Raw genomic sequence first — 15,154 nt, forward strand, 5'->3', positions numbered from 1 at the left:
CTGCCTTACTTCTTGTCGTCGCCGCCGGGCGCGGCCGGTGCCGCGTCGGCGTCGCTGGCCTGCTCCGCTTCCGGTGCCGGCGTGGTGGCCTCGGGGACGGCACCGGTCTCCCGGTACGCCGTGAACTGCTCCTCGGTCACCACGTGGTAGCTGGACGGCATGACCTGCTTGGCCGGCTTGCCGTCGGCGGGCTCGTCACCGGCGGGCGTCGCGGTCTCCGGCAGCACCGGGATCAGGAACTCGCGCGGGCCGCGGGCCCGGAGGAAGTAGATCAGCGCGCCGGCGAACACGACCACCGAGGTGAACACGTTGAGCCGGATGCCGAAGAACGCGTTCGCCGGGTCGGTGCGCATGATCTCGATCCAGAAGCGGCCGAGCGTGTAGCCCATCGCGTACAGCGCGAACGCCCGGCCGCGGCCGAACTTGAACTTCCGGTCCAGCGCGAGCACCACGCCCGCGACGCCGAGGTTCCAGATCAGCTCGTACAGGAACGTCGGGTGGTAGAGGCCGGGCTCCAGGATCGGGTTGCCGTCGCCGTCGAGCAGCGCGCGGCCGGGGTTCTCGTCGTCCATCTTGTGGATCTCAAGCCCCCAGGGCAGCGTGGTCAGGCCGCCGTAGAGCTCGTTGTTCCACCAGTTGCCGAGCCGGCCGACCGCCTGTGCCACCGGCAGGCCGGGTGCGAGCGCGTCCGCCAGGACGGTCAGCGGGATGCCGTACTGCCGGCAGGCGAACCAGGCGCCGAACGCACCGCCGAGGATGGCGCCCCAGATGCCGAGGCCGCCCTCCCACACGTAGAGCGCCCGGATCGGTTCGCCGCCCTCGCCGAAATACGCCTGCGGGGACGTGATGACGTGGTAGATGCGGGCACCGATGATGCCGGCCGGCACCGCCCAGACCGCGATGTCCAGCGTCACCCACGGCGCGGCGCCACGGCGGCGCAGACGGTACTCCGTGATGAGCACGGCGGCGACGATGCCGGCGACGATGCAGAGAGCGTATGCCCGGACGGGAAAGCCCGCGACGTGCCAGACCGCGACGCTGGGGCTCGGGATAGCGGAAATCACGGTTCCACACGCTACCGGTGACCGATCGCTCCGCGTAGCCCCGGGCTATGCCAAGAGCAAGATCAAAGTCACCGGTGGGTACGCGTACCCACCGGTGACTTTGATCTTCAGCGTTTGACGGACCGGGCGCCCTTCGCCAGGTCGGCACCCAGCTCGCGCAGCGCGGCCAGGCCGGTCTCGCGGTCCGGCGCCTCCAGCACGCGGCGGATGAGCGCGCTGCCCACGATGACCGCGTCCGCGTACTCGCCGACCTCGGCCGCCTGGGCGCCGTCTCGCACGCCGAGGCCGACGCCGACCGGGATCTCCGGGTCGATCGCCCGGATGCGCGCGACCAGGTCCGGTGCCTCCGAGGAGACCGTGTCGCGGGCGCCGGTGACGCCCATCAGCGCGGTCGCGTAGACCCAGCCGCGGCAGGCCTTCAGCGTCATCGCGATCCGTGCGTCGGTCGACGACGGCGAGACCAGGAACGTGCGGTCCAGCCGGTGCGCGTCGGAGGCGGCCAGCCACTCGTCCGCCTCGTCCGGGATCAGGTCCGGCGTGATCATGCCGGTCGCACCGGCCGCGGACAGGTCGCGGGCGAACGCGTCCACGCCGTACCGCTCGACCGGGTTCCAGTAGGTCATCAGGACCACCGTGGCACCGGTCCGCGCGACTGCCTCAATGATCTTGAAGGTGTCCTTGCTCCGAACGCCGTTCGCCAGCGCGATGTCGCTGGCCCGCTGAATGACCGGGCCGTCCATCACCGGATCGGAGTAGGGCAGCTCGACCTCGATCACGTCGATGCCGGACTCGACCATCGCGACCATCGACGCGATGCTCTCGTCCACCGTGGGGAACCCGGCCGGCATGCAGCCGACGATCAGCGGCCGGCCCTCGGCCCGCGCCTTGTCGAACGCGCCGCTGAGGCTCACAGGTTCTCCTCCGGGACGATCGTCTCGTGCTGGTCCAGGATGCCGAAGTACGCCCCCGCGGTGTGCACGTCCTTGTCGCCGCGCCCGGACAGGTTGACGATCACGACCGGCTCGCGGCCGAGCTCCTCGCGCAACGCCGGGATCACCTTCGCGGCACCGGCCAGCGCGTGCGCGCTCTCGATCGCCGGGATGATCCCCTCGGTACGGCAGAGCAGCTGGAACGCGTCCATCGCCTCCCGGTCGGTGACCGGCGTGTAGGACGCGCGCCCGGTGTCGTGCAGCCAGGAGTGCTCCGGGCCGACGCCCGGGTAGTCCAGGCCGGCCGAGATCGAGTGCGACTCGACGGTCTGCCCGTCCTCGTCCTGCAGGATGTAGGTGCGCGCGCCGTGCAGCACACCGGCGGTGCCACCGGTGATCGACGCCGCATGCCGCCCGGTCTCCACGCCGTCGCCGCCGGCCTCGAAGCCGTACAGCCGGACAGAGGAGTCCGGCACGAACGCGTGGAAGATGCCGATCGCGTTCGACCCACCGCCGACGCACGCGGCGACCGCGTCCGGCAGCGCGCCGGTCAGCTCCAGGCACTGCGCGCGCGCCTCGACGCCGATCCCGCCGACGAAGTCGCGGACCAGCTCCGGGAACGGCGCCGGGCCGGCCGCGGTGCCGAGCAGGTAGTGCGTGGTCTGCACGCTGGCGACCCAGTCGCGCAGCGCCTCGTTGAGCGCGTCCTTGAGCGTGCGCGAGCCGTTCGTGACCGGCACGACGGTGGCGCCGAGCATGCGCATGCGGGCCACGTTCAGCGCCTGCCGCTCGGTGTCGACCTCGCCCATGTAGACCACGCACTCGAGGTCGAGCAGCGCGGCCGCGGTGGCCGAGGCGACGCCGTGCTGGCCGGCCCCGGTCTCCGCGATGACCCGCCGCTTGCCCATCCGCTTCGCGAGCAGCGCCTGGCCGAGCACGTTGCGCACCTTGTGCGCGCCGGTGTGGTTCAGGTCCTCGCGCTTGAGCAGGATGCGCGCGCCGAGCCGTTCGGACAGCCGCCGCGCGGAGTAGAGCAGTGACGGCGTGCCCGCGTAGTCGCGCAGCAAGCCGCCGAACTCCGCCTGGAACGCCGGGTCGGTCCTCGCGGACCGGTACGCCGCGTCCAGCTCGTCCAGGGCCGCGATCAGCGCCTCCGGCACGAACCGGCCGCCGAAGCGACCGAAGTGGCCGGCGAGGTCGGGCAGGGCCGGGGCGGTCATCGGGCCGGCCTCGGCGTCGCCGGGTGGTTGCCGGCGTTGACCAGCGCGGCCACCGCGTCCCGCGGGCTGCTCTGGGTCACCAGACCCTCGCCGACCAGCACCGCGTCGGCACCGGCGGACGCGTACCGGATCAGGTCGTGCGGGCCGCGCACGCCCGACTCGGCGATCTTGACCACCTCGTTCGGCAGGCCGGGCGCGATCCGCTCGAACACGGTCCGGTCGACCTCGAGCGTGCGCAGATTGCGCGCGTTCACGCCGATCACCTTCGCGCCGGCTTCCAGCGCGCGGTCCGTCTCGTCCTCGTCGTGCACCTCGACCAGCGCGGTCATGCCCAGCGACTCGATCCGCTCCAGCAGACCGACCAGTGCGTTCTGCTCCAGCGCCGCGACGATCAGCAGCACCAGGTCGGCACCGTGCGCGCGCGCCTCGTGCACCTGGTAGCTGGAGACCACGAAGTCCTTGCGCAGGATCGGCACGTCCACGGCCGCGCGCACGGAGTCGAGATCGGCCAGCGAGCCGCCGAACCAGCGGCCCTCGGTCAGCACGCTGATCACCCGCGCGCCGCCCGCCGCGTAGTCGCTCGCCAGCACCGCCGGGTCGGGGATCTCCGCGAGCGGTCCCTTCGACGGGGACGCGCGCTTGACCTCGGCGATCACGCCGACGCCGGGCTTGCGCAGCGCGGCGTACGCGTCGATCGGCGGCGCCGCCTCGGCGCACATCTCTCTCAGACGCTCCAGCGGTACCTGCTGCTGACGGGTCTCGACGTCCTCGCGCACACCGGCCAGGATCTCGTCGAGCACGCTGCCGCCGCTGTTGTTCGCATTACCATGCTCAGCTGTCACCAAGGACTCCCCTCTCCGGGTGTCATGGGCCGATGCTAGGTCTCCCCGCACCGCAGGCCATGTCCGGGGTATGGCGCGCCTCACCGTATGGGCTCCGGCATAATGCCGGACCGGTCGTGAGTGCCGGGTGACCGTCGGTGTCCGGTTTCCGCCCCGGCACCGGATTCACCAGCATCGTCGTCGCCTCGCGCGCAGCCGATGATCACTTTGCGTGAGGTGGACCGTTAGCCCTACGGTCATTGACCGGAAACACACCTCGGGCAGCATGGGAGCCGGGCACACTTGTCCCGGGCGTCCGGGCGCCCGCCAGCCGAGACCGCACCGTGTGGGGTGACCGATGACTTCCGAACGCGCCAACGGACTCGTCCACATGACGCGCACCGTCTGCTCCGTCGCCGCCGACCTCGCACAGAACGTGGAGCGGGCGGTCGTCGGGCCGGCCCGGGTGCGCACCGCGAGCGGTAACGCCTGGGAGGCGGTCTGCGCCGACCGTGACCGGGCCCGCCAGCGCGACGAGATGCGCCGCCGGCTCGCCGCGCTCACCGCGTCCCGCGGTTGACCGGCCTTTCCAGAATCAGCGCGAGTACGCCAATCAGCGCGGGTACGCCGTACCCGCGCTGATCCTCAGTCCGTCGGGTCCTCGCCCCGGTCCAGCGCATCCCACGCCTGGCGGGTGCCACGCGGGGCGTTGACCGCCGGCGCCCGCTCCGCCGCGGCGACGGCCGGGCGCTCGTAGCGTGCGCCGAGCGACGGCCAGTCCGCGCCGCGGGCCGCGGCCCAGGCACCGGCCACCGCCACCGCGGCGCCGCCGAGCAGCGTCAGCGCCGGCCAGAGACCCGCGCCCAGCTCGGTCGCCGCACCGGCCCCGATCGCCACGCCCATTGCGGCCAGCAGGCCGCCGATCGCGCGCCGGACCAGCGCGCGCGTGGCGATCAGCGCGCCCGCGCCGGCCAGCGACACCACCGCCAGCGGCGACAGCCAGACCAGCAGGTCCGAGCCGGTACGTTCGGTGCGCAGCGGCGGCAGCGGGGCCGCCCGGCCGGTCACCTCGACCAGCCACACGCGCGACACCGCGTAGAGCGCCAGACCCGCACCGGCCGCGCAGAGCAGCAGCGCGAGCGTGAACGCGCGCCGGCCGGTGGTGCCGGGCGCGGTCACCTCGGGCGCGGTCGCCTCGGGCACGTCGGCCTCGGCGTCGCCCGTCACCGGGCCGGCCGGAGCGTCTCGGCGGCGGCGATCGCGGCGAGCACGGCCGCGGCCTTGTTGCGCGTCTCCTGCTCCTCCGCGGCCGGGTCCGAGTCGGCCACGATGCCCGCGCCCGCGCCCACGTACGCATGCCCGTCGCGGAGCAGCGCGGTCCGGATCGCGATCGCCATGTCCATGTCGCCGCCGAAGCCGAAGTAGCCCACCGTGCCGCCGTACAGGCCGCGCCGGGTCGGCTCCAGACCCTCGATGATCTCCATGGCCCGGACCTTCGGCGCGCCGGAGAGCGTACCGGCCGGGAACGTGGCGGCCAGCGCGTCGAACGCGGTCCGGTCCTCGCTCAGCTCGCCGGTCACCGTGCTGACGATGTGCATCACGTGGCTGTACCGCTCGATGGTGGCGAACTCCGGCACCTGCACCGTGCCCGGCCGGCACACCCGGCCCAGGTCGTTGCGTCCCAGGTCGACCAGCATGACGTGCTCGGCCCGTTCCTTCGGGTCGGCCAGCAGCTCCGCGGCCAGCGCCGCGTCCTCGGCCGGGGTGGCGCCGCGCGGACGCGTGCCCGCGATCGGGTGCAGCATCGCCCGGCGCCCGTCGACCTTCAGGTGCGCCTCCGGCGACGAACCCACGATGTCGAAGCCGTCGAACCGCAGCAGGTACATGTACGGGCTCGGGTTCGTGGTCCGCAACACCCGGTAGACGTCCAGCGGGTCCGCGGAGGTCGGGCGCTCGAACCGCTGCGCGACCACGATCTGGAAGCACTCGCCGTCCCGGATCGCCTCCTTCGCGATCTCCACGGCCTTCGGGTAACCGCCGTCCGGCGTACGGCTGTGCGGTTGTGGCCTTTCCGCCCGCTCCACGGTCGACACCGTCGGCGGCGTCGGGCGGGACAGCGCGGTCGTCATCGAGTCGAGCCGGCCGATCGCGTGGTGGTACGCGGCGGTGACCTCGGCGTCGTCCGCGTCCGCGGCCACGATCGCGTTCGCCACCAGCGTCGCCGAACCCTCGTAGTGGTCCAGCACCACCAGGTCGGTCGCCAGCATCATGCCGATCTCCGGCAGCCGCAGGTCGTTCTCCGCGATCTCGGGCAGCCGCTCGATCCGGCGGATCACGTCGTACGCGAGGTAGCCGACCATGCCGCCGGTGAGCGGGGGGCCGTCGTCGTTGCCACCGCGCAGCGCCTCGACCGTGGCGCGCAGCACCTCGATCGGCTCGCCGGTCACCGGCACCCCGGCCGGCGGCGTGCCGAGCCATTCCGCGCGGCCGTCCCGCTCGGTCAGCGTGGCGGCGCTGCGCACGCCGATGAACGAGTAGCGCGACCAGGCCGTACCCGCCGAGGCCGCGCCCTGCTCCGCGGACTCCAGCAGGAACGTGCCGGGGCCACCGGCCAGCTTCCGGTAGACGCCGACCGGCGTCTCCGCGTCCGCGAGCAGTTTCCTGGTCACGGGTACGACGCGGTGCTCGCGGACGCGCGCGCGGAACGTGGCCTCGTCGGGCTGGACGGCACCGGTGGTCATGCGTGGGCCCCCTCGTGCACGGGCAGGTCGTCGCTGAAGCAGCTGTGGGTGCCGGTGTGGCAGGCCGGGCCGACCTGCTCGACCGTGAGCAGCAGCGCGTCGCCGTCGCAGTCCAGCGCGGCCGCCCGCACGTACTGCCGGTGGCCGGACGTCTCGCCCTTCACCCAGTACTCGTTCCGGCTGCGCGACCAGTAGGTGGCGTGCCCGGTGGCCAGCGTCCGCCGCAGCGCCTCGTCGTCCATCCAGGCCAGCATCAGCACCTCGCCGGTGCCGTGCTCGCGCACCACGGCGGCGATCAGCCCGTCATCGGTACGGCGCAGCCGCGCGGCGATGGTCGGGTCCAGCATGGGGGGTGCGGAATCAGTGGTGTCGGGCACAGCTCTCGATTCTCTCGCATCGCCCCGCGGGCGCGATGACCCGCCCTGCGGTCGCGACATCGGCTCATGTCGGCGCTTCATCGGAGCGTGATCGCCCGGGCGGGGTGAATCGCCCGGCCGCGCATTAAGTCAGACATTTTACCGGGCGAAAGCACTCCTGGGGTGCTGTGCCGGTGACGCGTGACGGGTACCGTTCGGCTCACCTCACGAGCGGACGGAGATAACGCCATGCCCCCGACGCCCCCTTCCGCGGCCGGCGACGACGGTCCTCCCGGCTGGCAGGCGCACGGGCGGCCGGTCCCGCATCCCCGGCAGGCGGCGGACAGCGCGGCGTTCTTCTCGGACACCGGCGAACAGCCTGAGGTCACCCAGCCGTCCGACGCGCCGCTCCCGCCGTACATGGCGCAGCTGATCGACCACCCGGGTGCCGGGCAGCAGACCGGCGCCGCCAACCCGTGGGCGCCACCCGCCGCCGGCCCGCCACCGGCCGGGCGCGGGGACGGGTTCTACGACTACGACGACGAGTACGGGACGGAGCGCCTCGGCGACCCCCGCGAGCAGCGCGCCGCCCTGGCCGGCTGGTCCGGCCTCGATCCGGCCGACGTGCACCCGAACGTCTCCGGGGCGACGCCGGTGCACCGGCCGGACCCGGAGGACGACCAGCCCAGCCTCGACTTCGGCACCGGCCAGGCGGAGGCGACGCAGGCAATCGATCCGGGCGACGTGCCGCGCGGGACCGGGGTGCCGGGTGGTCCGCCGCCGGTTCCAGAGGTGGCGGGAGACCGGGCGGCATCGCCGATGGCCGAGTTCTCGCCGCTGAGCGCGTGGGAGCAGTCGGTGGACGAGACGCCGCCGGGCGGTGGGCGGCACGTCGGTGGCCTTCAGCCGATCACGCCGGGCGTCCGCCCGGCCGTCCGGCCGTTCGCGCCGAGGCCGGCGGGCCCGGTGCCGGCGGAGGGCGGGCCCGCGGTGCCGGCCGGTGAGACCGGAGGACCGCAGGTCCCGGCGCAGGGCGGTCCGCGTCAGGGCTTCGCGCCCGGCGCCGTGGGTGCACCGGCCGAGCCGGAAGCCGAGCAGGGCGGCACGTTCGCTCCGCTGGCGCCGGCGGGCGACGGCGCTCCACAGCCGCCGCGGACCGGGCAGAACCCGTGGAGCGGGCGGCCGTTCGTGCCCGAGGTGCCGCCGATCCCGGAGACCGCGCGCAGCCCGTGGGTGCCCTTCGGCGGCTCGGCACCGGTGACAGAACCGGCGCCGGAACCCACGCCCGGTGGTCCGGGGAGTGCCACGGGCCCTGCCGATCCGGCCGCGGCCGCCGAGGTCATCAGCTGGCCGTTCGCACCGCGAACCGCACCGGACGACGATCCAGGCGCTGTGACAGCACATCGGCTCGACACAGTCCGTCCGGATGTACCAGGACAGATCGCCGGTGCTGGAACGGCCGGCCGTGCTGACACAGCAGGTCGTGACATCGCGGATGACGACGCGAAGGTCGCTCAGGACCTGAGCGGCGGTCACGTCGCCGGCGGTGCGCGAGCCACCGGCCTGCCGCATGCCGGCGCCGCCGCCGAGGGTGGCGCGACCCCTGACGTGACGGAGACCGAGCCGTCGCCGGCTCGCACGCGACAGCGTTCGTGGCAGCCCATTCCGCCGCAGGTCACGCCCGTCGGCACGACCGCATCCGCCGAAGCCACGGGAGCGGTGGACTCCCGGGGCCACGCGATGCCCTCCGCGGGGCCATCGACGAGCGAGCCGCCCACCGCGCCGCTCCGGACGACCGCGCCGCCCCGGTCCACCGGGCCACTGACCGGGCCACTCCGGCCGACCGCGCCGCCCCCGGCCGATCCGGAGCGGGCCGATCCGGGGGAGGCAGACGCGTCGCGCGCCGCAGAGGCTTCCGCCGATACGGCGGCCGACGAAAGGGTCGATCCGCCTTACTCCGCGGTGGAGGCTCCCACCACGGATGCGGGTGTGCACCCGGCGCCGGTATGGGTCGCGACGACTCGGTTGCGGCCGATGAGTCTTCCGGCCGGCCGGGACGACGACCCGGTGGCCGCACCGGATCCGCGCAACGCCGCGACCGGCTGGAACGCGCGCACCGACGAGCAGCCGATCGTCGACGGCCCGTCCAGCGGCCGGATCGGGACCACGGCCGGCCCGGCACCGGGCGCCATCGATCAGGGCTCGTCCGCGCCGGAGTCCGACGACGACCCGATCACCCACGAGGACTCGGACCGGCCGCGGCACGCCGGCGACGGCCCGGCGGCCACGGACGAGCAGGACGAGACCCCGGCCGGGGTGATCGAGGCCGTCATGGCAGCGCTGCGGGAGCGCACCGGCGAGCAGGTACCGGTGTCCGACGCCGCCCGAGGCTTGACCGGAACGTCGCTGTCCGCCGAGGTCACGGCCGACGCGCTGCGGGCGGCGGCCGGCACGCCACCGGCGGCCGAACAGCTGTCGACAGCCCCGGCCGGCGCCACGGCGCTCGAAGACCTGCCGGTGGCCCGCACCGGTGCACACGAAGACCGGCCGATCACCGCCGTCTCGCTGGAACCGGACACCGCCACGCTGCCGAACGACGCCAGCACCGGTGATCCGAAAGGCGCGGAACCGGCGGCCGATTCCGGCGACGCCCGGGTGGGTCCCGCCGCCACCGGCGCCATCGAAGCCGTCTCCGCGGACGTGCCCGGTACCGGAGTGCCGGCGGCTCCATCCGGCGGCGGCAGGGGCGAGCCCGCGGCGCCGAGCGACAACGACCAGGAGAATCTGGTCCCTTCCGTCCCAGCCTCCCCCGTCGGCGAGGACGGCATGGCGCGGGAAGGCGGCACGACACTCGCCGACGCCGACGCCGGGGAGCTCACCGGCCAAGCGCCGGAACAGGGACCGGGGCAGCCGAGAGATACATCCGACGCGCCGGTGCCGGACGCGCCCGACCCGAGCGCGCCCGATCTCGGCGACGGTCCGCAGCCCGATGTTCGCGCTGCGGACCGCACGGACCCGGCTCCCGGGCAGCCGACACCGGGCGTTCCTGCGGTGAAGAGCGAACCGGGTCTCTCCTTCGAGCGGAGTGCCGAGATCGGTGCGGCGGTCGCCGCCCTGCGATCGGGTGCCCGGAAGGCGGGCAGCATCGTCTACACCCCGGCGGTGGGCGGGCGTCGCCGCGCTCCCGTTCCGCAGCACATGGCCGAGGACCAGCTCACACCGGCCACTGAGGCCGGCACACCCGCCGCCCACCAGCCGTCCGACGTAGAAGAGTCCGCCGCTCCGCCGGCGGACGACCCCACGGTGACCCACCTCCACGCGGCAACCGCCGCGCCAGTCGCAGCGGCAGCCGACACCGCAGAACCCGCTGTCCCCGCCGACGACGACGCGGAATCGACCGGTCGCGCGGAGATCGCGGCACCCGCCGCCCAGGCCGCAACCGGCACGGCAGAGGCCGACGCCGATGCTGATGCTGATGCTGGAACCGGCACCGCGGAGCCTGATCCCGGTCCCACGACCGCCTCCGCGGCCCCCACAGTCCTTGAGCCGGGCGATGCCGTCGACACCGGCATCGCGACGGAGGCGGAGGCGCAGCCATCCGCTGATCAGGCGCCGGACGACCCCGCCGAGGCGGGCGCCGCACGTAAGAGCTGGGCGCGAACGCCCGCCGAGGAAACCGAGTGGATCACACCCTCTGCCGCGGCGGCGCCGCCGGGCACCACCGGATCCGGCGAGCCCGAGGACCGGGCGGACCGGACGAACGCACCCGAGCGTGATGACGAGGATGACGACGTGACTGTGCTGAGCACGAATCTGCAGCCCGACCCCGACCACGACCACGACGACGCGCCGCAGTTGCGGCCCGGTGACGTGGTGGAGACGCCGATCGCGGTGTGGACGGATGAGGCCGCCGCGCCGTTCCGGCAGCAGTGGCACGAGATCAAGGCACAGTTCGTGGACGACCCGGTGGGTGCGCTGGCGCAGGCGCAGACCGTGTGCGCGAACGCCGTGCACGACCTGGCGGACGCGCTGCTGGCGGAGCAGGCGGGCCTGGACCCGCACAAGACGAACGCCACGCCGGACACCGAGAGCATGCGGATCGCGATGCGCCGCTACCGCGAGTTCCTGGACCGAGTTCTCGCGCTCTGACCGGCTTACGACAGGCGCTCTCCCCCACGGGAGGGCGCCTTTCGTTTATCGTTGATTTCATCAACCGGTGAATTCTAGAGGGGGTACGCCCCATGGACCACGCGATCGAGATCAACGGCCTCGTCGTCGAGCGCGGACGACGACGAGTGCTGCACGAGCTGAGCTGCACGGTTCCGCGCGGCCTGGTGACCGGCCTGCTGGGGCCGTCCGGCAGTGGCAAGACCACGCTGCTGCGCGCCGTCGTCGGCGTTCAGGTGGTCACCGGCGGCACGGTCTCCGTGCTCGGGGCACCGGCCGGCAGCGCGCCGCTGCGGCGCCGGATCGGGTACATGACGCAGGCGCCGAGCGTCTACGCCGACCTGACCGTCCGGGAGAACGCGCGCTACTTCGCCGCGCTGCACGGGCTGCCCGCGACCGCGGCCGACGACGCGGTCGGCGCGGTCGGTCTCACGGACGCGCGTGGGCAACTGGTCGGCACGCTCTCCGGCGGTCAGCGCAACCGGGCGTCGCTGGCCTGCGCGATCGTCGGCCGGCCGGACCTGCTGGTGCTGGACGAGCCGACCGTGGGCCTGGACCCGGTGCTGCGCACCGAACTCTGGGCGACATTTCATGACATGGCCAGCAGGGGCACGACGCTGCTGGTCTCCAGCCACGTGATGGACGAGGCCGGACGCTGCGACCGGCTGCTACTGATCCGCGAGGGCCGGCTGATCGCGGACGACACGCCGGACGGGATCCGCGCCGCCACCGCGCAGCACGACCTGGAGGCGGCGTTCCTGGAGCTGATCAGGGAAGGGGCACACGCATGAACCCGCGGATCACACTCGCCACGGCCGGGCGCATCCTGCGTCAGCTGCGGCACGACCGCCGTACCGTGGCATTGCTCGTGGTCGTGCCGACCGCGCTGCTGGCGCTGCTGCACTTCATGTACGAGGACCAACCGCGCGCGTTCGACCGGGTCGCGCTGACCATGTTGGGGATCTTCCCGTTCGTGGTGATGTTCCTGGTGACCAGCATCGCGATGCTGCGCGAGCGCACGTCCGGCACGCTGGAGCGCCTGTTGACCACGCCGCTCGGCCGGCTCGACCTGCTGTTCGGCTACGGTCTCGCGTTCGGCCTGGCCGCGGCCGTGCAGGCCGCGGTGGCCGCCGGCGCGGCGTACCTGTTGCTGGGTCTGGAGACGGCCGGGAGCGCCGCACTGGTCGCGCTGATCGCGGTGGCCGACGCGGTGCTGGGCGTGGCGCTCGGGCTGTTCTGCAGCGCGTTCGCCCGCACCGAGTTCCAGGCGGTGCAGTTCATGCCGGTGGTGGTGGCGCCGCAGCTGCTGCTCTGCGGGCTGTTCGTGGCCCGCGACGACATGGCCGGCTGGCTGGGCGCGGTCAGTGACGCGCTTCCGCTAACCTACGCGGTCGAGGCGCTGCTGGAGGTGGGCGCACACCCGGACGCGACCGGCACGATGTGGCGCGACGTGACCGTGGTGCTGGCCGCGACGCTGCTGGCGCTGGTCCTGGCCGCGACGACGCTACGCCGCCGCACCGCGTGAGACGCCGCCGCACCGCGTGAGACACCGCCGCACCGCGTGAGCGACCCGGACCGCGTGCACGGCCCGGCACCGCATGAACCGGCCCCTGGCACGATGGGTGCGAACCACATCGGCGGAGGGGGCACAGCACATGGCGGGACGGACCGGGCGCAGGCCGGGCAACCCGGACACCCGGGAGGCAATCCTCGGCGCGGCGCGGTCCGTCTTCGCCGACCGCGGCTACGACAAGGCCTCGATCCGCGCGATCGCGTCCGCGGCCGAGGTCGATCCGGCGCTGGTGCACCACTACTTCGGCACCAAGGACCAGCTGTTCCTGGCCGCCATGCAGTCGCCGATCGACCCGGGCCGGCTGCTGCCGGAGGTTCTCGCGGCCGGACCGGACGGCGCCGGCGAGCGCATGATCCGCATGATCGTCCGGGTGTGGGACGGCCCGGCCGGCAAGGCGGGTGTGGCGCTGATCCGGTCCGCGATGACGAACGACTGGACCGCGCGCCTGTTCCGGGAGTTCATCGCCACGCAGGTGCTGCGCCGCGCGATGACCGAGCTGGCGATCGACCCGGCGGAGGCGCCGATCCGGTCGGGCCTGATCGCCAGCCAGATCGGCGGCCTGATCATGATGCGGTACGTGATCAGGCTGGAGCCGATCGCCTCGGCCACACCGGAGACGCTGGTCGCCACGGTGGGGCCGACCCTGCAGCGCTATCTGACGGGTGACCTGCAGACGCTAAGCGGCGTGTGAGGAGTCGGCGGAGCAGCGCGGGCAGAGCACCGGGTGCAGCAGCCGGGAGAGGTCCGCGCGGTCCGCGACCGGGTGTGCGTAGGCGAGCCGGACGGTCTTGGCCGCACCGATGTCGACCAGCATGCCGTACCGGTCCATCCGCACCACCCGGGGCTCGCGCGCGCCGTACGGCATGCCGGCCTTGTCCAGCTGCGCCTTCAGGAACGTGGTGATCTCCGGCTCGTGGTGGTCCGCGAGGTCGCTGAGCAGGTCCCACTCGATCGCGTGCAGCGGGTCCGGCTCGGCCTCGGCGTACTCGTCCGGGTCCACGTCGAGCGTGACGCCGCCGCGCTCCAGCCGCACCTCGGCCACGTCCAGCCGGTGCAGCACGAACTCGCCGTCCACATCGAGCAGGTCACCGGTCGGGTCGACCGCGGCGAACTCGATCGCGGCCTCGCGCGCCTCGTCACCCGAAAGAGCGACGGCCCAGCCGGCGATCCAGGCGCGGCCGAGCGACGGCGCACCCGCGACCGGCGGCACGTCCGTGACGTCCAGGACCATCGCGGTGTCGTCCGCGCCGTCCGTCGGGACCAGCGATTCCGCGAGCGTGCCGTCGCGGCGGCTGAGCATCAGCACCCGTCCGGCGCCGTCGGTGACGTGGCGGACCGGGTGCGGGCCGGGACGGCAGGCGATCGTCGCGCTGCCGGGGAGCCGACCGGCGGCCAGCGTACGGGCGACCTCGGCGGGGCTGGGGTGCATGTTCTGGTCCCTCCGACTTACGTTAGGCTTGCCTTAGTAAGGGAAGGCTAACTTACTCGGCTCGGGAAGCCAATCAAGCCCCCGGGTCCGCGGACAACCACCTCTGGAGCGCTACGACGTGAACCAAACCAGGCCCAAGGTCCGCATTTCCCGTGCCCTCGGCATGCCGCTCACTCGCAAGTGCGTCAAGTACTTCGAGAAGCGGCCGTACCCGCCGGGCGTGCACGGGCGGTCCCGCAAGAAGCCGTCGGACTACCAGGTCCGGCTGCTGGAGAAGCAGCGGCTGCGGCATCAGTACAACATCTCCGAGACCCAGCTCCGGCGCGCGTTCGACGACGCGGTCCGCAAGCAGGGTCGCACCGGCGAGAACCTGCTGCAGATCCTGGAGAGCCGTCTGGACGCCACCGTGCACCGCGCGGGGCTGGCCCGGACCATCTACCAGGCCCGCCAGCTGGTCGCCCACGGTCACTTCACCGTGGACGGCAAGAAGGTCGACCGGCCCTCGTACCGGCTCAAGGAGGGTCAGGTCGTGGAGGTCCGCGAGCGCAGCCGCGTGAAGCCGCCGTTCCAGGTGGCCGCGAGCGGCGCGCACGTGGACGGCCCGACCGCGCCCTACCTGTCGACCGCGCTGGGCGAGCTCAAGACCACCGTCCTGCGCACGCCGGCCCGTACCGAGATCCCGGTGCTCTGCGACGAGCAGCTCGTGGTCGAGTTCTACGCCCGCTGATCCAGCACGGGACACACTTCGCCGGCCGCGGCTTCAGGCCCCGCGGCCGGCGAAGTGCTTCCGAACCCGCACATCAAAGATCCAAAAGCGGATTTTCCCGCTTCCGGCGTGGTCACCTACCCCGTGC

General features: G+C 73.3%; 14 protein-coding genes. 6 read left to right on the plus strand and 8 right to left on the minus strand.

What is annotated here, in order from left to right; genetic code table 11:
• Positions 1-5 precede the first annotated feature (5 nt).
• The 4 genes from lgt to trpC form a co-directional block, all read right to left on the minus strand.
• Positions 6-1,064 carry a prolipoprotein diacylglyceryl transferase gene (gene lgt, locus J2S42_RS12135; protein WP_307238612.1) on the minus strand — a complete coding sequence of 353 codons (1,059 nt, stop codon included), beginning with the start codon at positions 1,062-1,064 and terminating at the stop codon, positions 6-8.
• A gap of 107 nt (positions 1,065-1,171) precedes the next feature.
• The gene (gene trpA / locus J2S42_RS12140) at positions 1,172-1,975 is read right to left on the minus strand and encodes a tryptophan synthase subunit alpha (RefSeq protein ID WP_307238614.1); all 804 of its coding nucleotides are present in this window, start codon (positions 1,973-1,975) and stop codon (positions 1,172-1,174) included.
• Positions 1,972-3,213, minus strand: coding sequence for a tryptophan synthase subunit beta (trpB, locus tag J2S42_RS12145; protein ID WP_307238615.1), 1,242 nt, complete (start codon positions 3,211-3,213; stop codon positions 1,972-1,974). Before trpB ends, trpA begins: the two co-directional genes overlap by 4 nt.
• Complete coding sequence (gene trpC / locus J2S42_RS12150) at positions 3,210-4,013, minus strand: indole-3-glycerol phosphate synthase TrpC (protein WP_307248714.1); 804 nt, start codon at positions 4,011-4,013, stop codon at positions 3,210-3,212. Before trpC ends, trpB begins: the two co-directional genes overlap by 4 nt.
• A gap of 379 nt (positions 4,014-4,392) precedes the next feature.
• On the opposite strand from trpC, the gene J2S42_RS12155 reads away from it, so the two are divergent.
• Complete coding sequence (locus J2S42_RS12155; protein WP_307238617.1) at positions 4,393-4,614, plus strand: hypothetical protein; 222 nt, start codon at positions 4,393-4,395, stop codon at positions 4,612-4,614.
• Positions 4,615-4,679: 65 nt separating this feature from the next.
• Here the strand turns inward: J2S42_RS12155 and J2S42_RS12160 are convergent, their stop codons facing one another.
• Genes J2S42_RS12160 through hisI form a run of 3 tightly spaced genes read right to left on the minus strand, consistent with a single transcriptional unit; the run spans position 4,680 to position 7,212 of the window.
• Positions 4,680-5,237: a Trp biosynthesis-associated membrane protein gene (locus J2S42_RS12160; protein WP_370879383.1), complete on the minus strand. Its 558-nt coding sequence runs from the start codon at positions 5,235-5,237 to the stop codon at positions 4,680-4,682.
• 20 nt (positions 5,238-5,257) lie between these two features.
• Positions 5,258-6,775 (minus strand): anthranilate synthase component I, encoded by a 1,518-nt coding sequence (locus tag J2S42_RS12165; protein ID WP_307238623.1) that lies wholly within the window; start codon positions 6,773-6,775, stop codon positions 5,258-5,260.
• The gene (gene hisI, locus J2S42_RS12170) at positions 6,772-7,212 is read right to left on the minus strand and encodes a phosphoribosyl-AMP cyclohydrolase (protein ID WP_370879384.1); all 441 of its coding nucleotides are present in this window, start codon (positions 7,210-7,212) and stop codon (positions 6,772-6,774) included. Before hisI ends, J2S42_RS12165 begins: the two co-directional genes overlap by 4 nt.
• A 168-nt stretch (positions 7,213-7,380) precedes the next feature.
• Between hisI and J2S42_RS12175 the strand changes: the two genes are divergently transcribed.
• The 4 genes from J2S42_RS12175 (at position 7,381) to J2S42_RS12190 (ending at position 13,562) form a co-directional block, all read left to right on the plus strand.
• Positions 7,381-11,280, plus strand: a complete 3,900-nt coding sequence (locus J2S42_RS12175; RefSeq protein ID WP_307238626.1) for a hypothetical protein — start codon at positions 7,381-7,383, stop codon at positions 11,278-11,280.
• 92 nt (positions 11,281-11,372) lie between these two features.
• Positions 11,373-12,089, plus strand: a complete 717-nt coding sequence (locus J2S42_RS12180) for an ABC transporter ATP-binding protein (protein WP_307238628.1) — start codon at positions 11,373-11,375, stop codon at positions 12,087-12,089.
• Positions 12,086-12,823, plus strand: coding sequence for an ABC transporter permease (locus J2S42_RS12185; protein ID WP_307238631.1), 738 nt, complete (start codon positions 12,086-12,088; stop codon positions 12,821-12,823). Before J2S42_RS12180 ends, J2S42_RS12185 begins: the two co-directional genes overlap by 4 nt.
• A gap of 130 nt (positions 12,824-12,953) precedes the next feature.
• Positions 12,954-13,562: a TetR/AcrR family transcriptional regulator gene (locus tag J2S42_RS12190; protein ID WP_307238633.1), complete on the plus strand. Its 609-nt coding sequence runs from the start codon at positions 12,954-12,956 to the stop codon at positions 13,560-13,562.
• Here J2S42_RS12190 and J2S42_RS12195 read toward each other — a convergent pair.
• On the minus strand, positions 13,548-14,300 hold the full coding sequence (locus J2S42_RS12195; RefSeq protein ID WP_307238636.1) for a DUF2470 domain-containing protein: 753 nt from the start codon (positions 14,298-14,300) through the stop codon (positions 13,548-13,550). The two genes, J2S42_RS12190 and J2S42_RS12195, sit on opposite strands and share 15 nt — an antisense overlap.
• Positions 14,301-14,418: 118 nt before the next feature.
• Here J2S42_RS12195 and rpsD point away from each other — a divergent pair, with 118 nt between their 5' ends.
• Complete coding sequence (rpsD, locus tag J2S42_RS12200; RefSeq protein ID WP_307238638.1) at positions 14,419-15,027, plus strand: 30S ribosomal protein S4; 609 nt, start codon at positions 14,419-14,421, stop codon at positions 15,025-15,027.
• Positions 15,028-15,154 lie beyond the last annotated feature (127 nt).

The organism is Catenuloplanes indicus, assembly GCF_030813715.1.
In the GTDB taxonomy this organism is placed as follows: domain Bacteria; phylum Actinomycetota; class Actinomycetes; order Mycobacteriales; family Micromonosporaceae; genus Catenuloplanes; species Catenuloplanes indicus.

Bases quoted from the DNA above. Each gene is read 5' to 3' on its own strand.
- trpB (WP_307238615.1), bottom strand. From the start codon at position 3,213: ATGACCGCCCCGGCCCTGCCCGACCTCGCCGGCCACTTCGGTCGCTTC.
- J2S42_RS12155 (WP_307238617.1), top strand. From the start codon at position 4,393: ATGACTTCCGAACGCGCCAACGGACTCGTCCACATGACGCGCACCGTC.
- J2S42_RS12165 (WP_307238623.1), bottom strand. From the start codon at position 6,775: ATGACCACCGGTGCCGTCCAGCCCGACGAGGCCACGTTCCGCGCGCGC.
- hisI (WP_370879384.1), bottom strand. From the start codon at position 7,212: ATGTCGCGACCGCAGGGCGGGTCATCGCGCCCGCGGGGCGATGCGAGA.
- J2S42_RS12175 (WP_307238626.1), top strand. From the start codon at position 7,381: ATGCCCCCGACGCCCCCTTCCGCGGCCGGCGACGACGGTCCTCCCGGC.
- J2S42_RS12180 (WP_307238628.1), top strand. From the start codon at position 11,373: ATGGACCACGCGATCGAGATCAACGGCCTCGTCGTCGAGCGCGGACGA.
- J2S42_RS12185 (WP_307238631.1), top strand. From the start codon at position 12,086: ATGAACCCGCGGATCACACTCGCCACGGCCGGGCGCATCCTGCGTCAG.
- J2S42_RS12190 (WP_307238633.1), top strand. From the start codon at position 12,954: ATGGCGGGACGGACCGGGCGCAGGCCGGGCAACCCGGACACCCGGGAG.
- J2S42_RS12195 (WP_307238636.1), bottom strand. From the start codon at position 14,300: ATGCACCCCAGCCCCGCCGAGGTCGCCCGTACGCTGGCCGCCGGTCGG.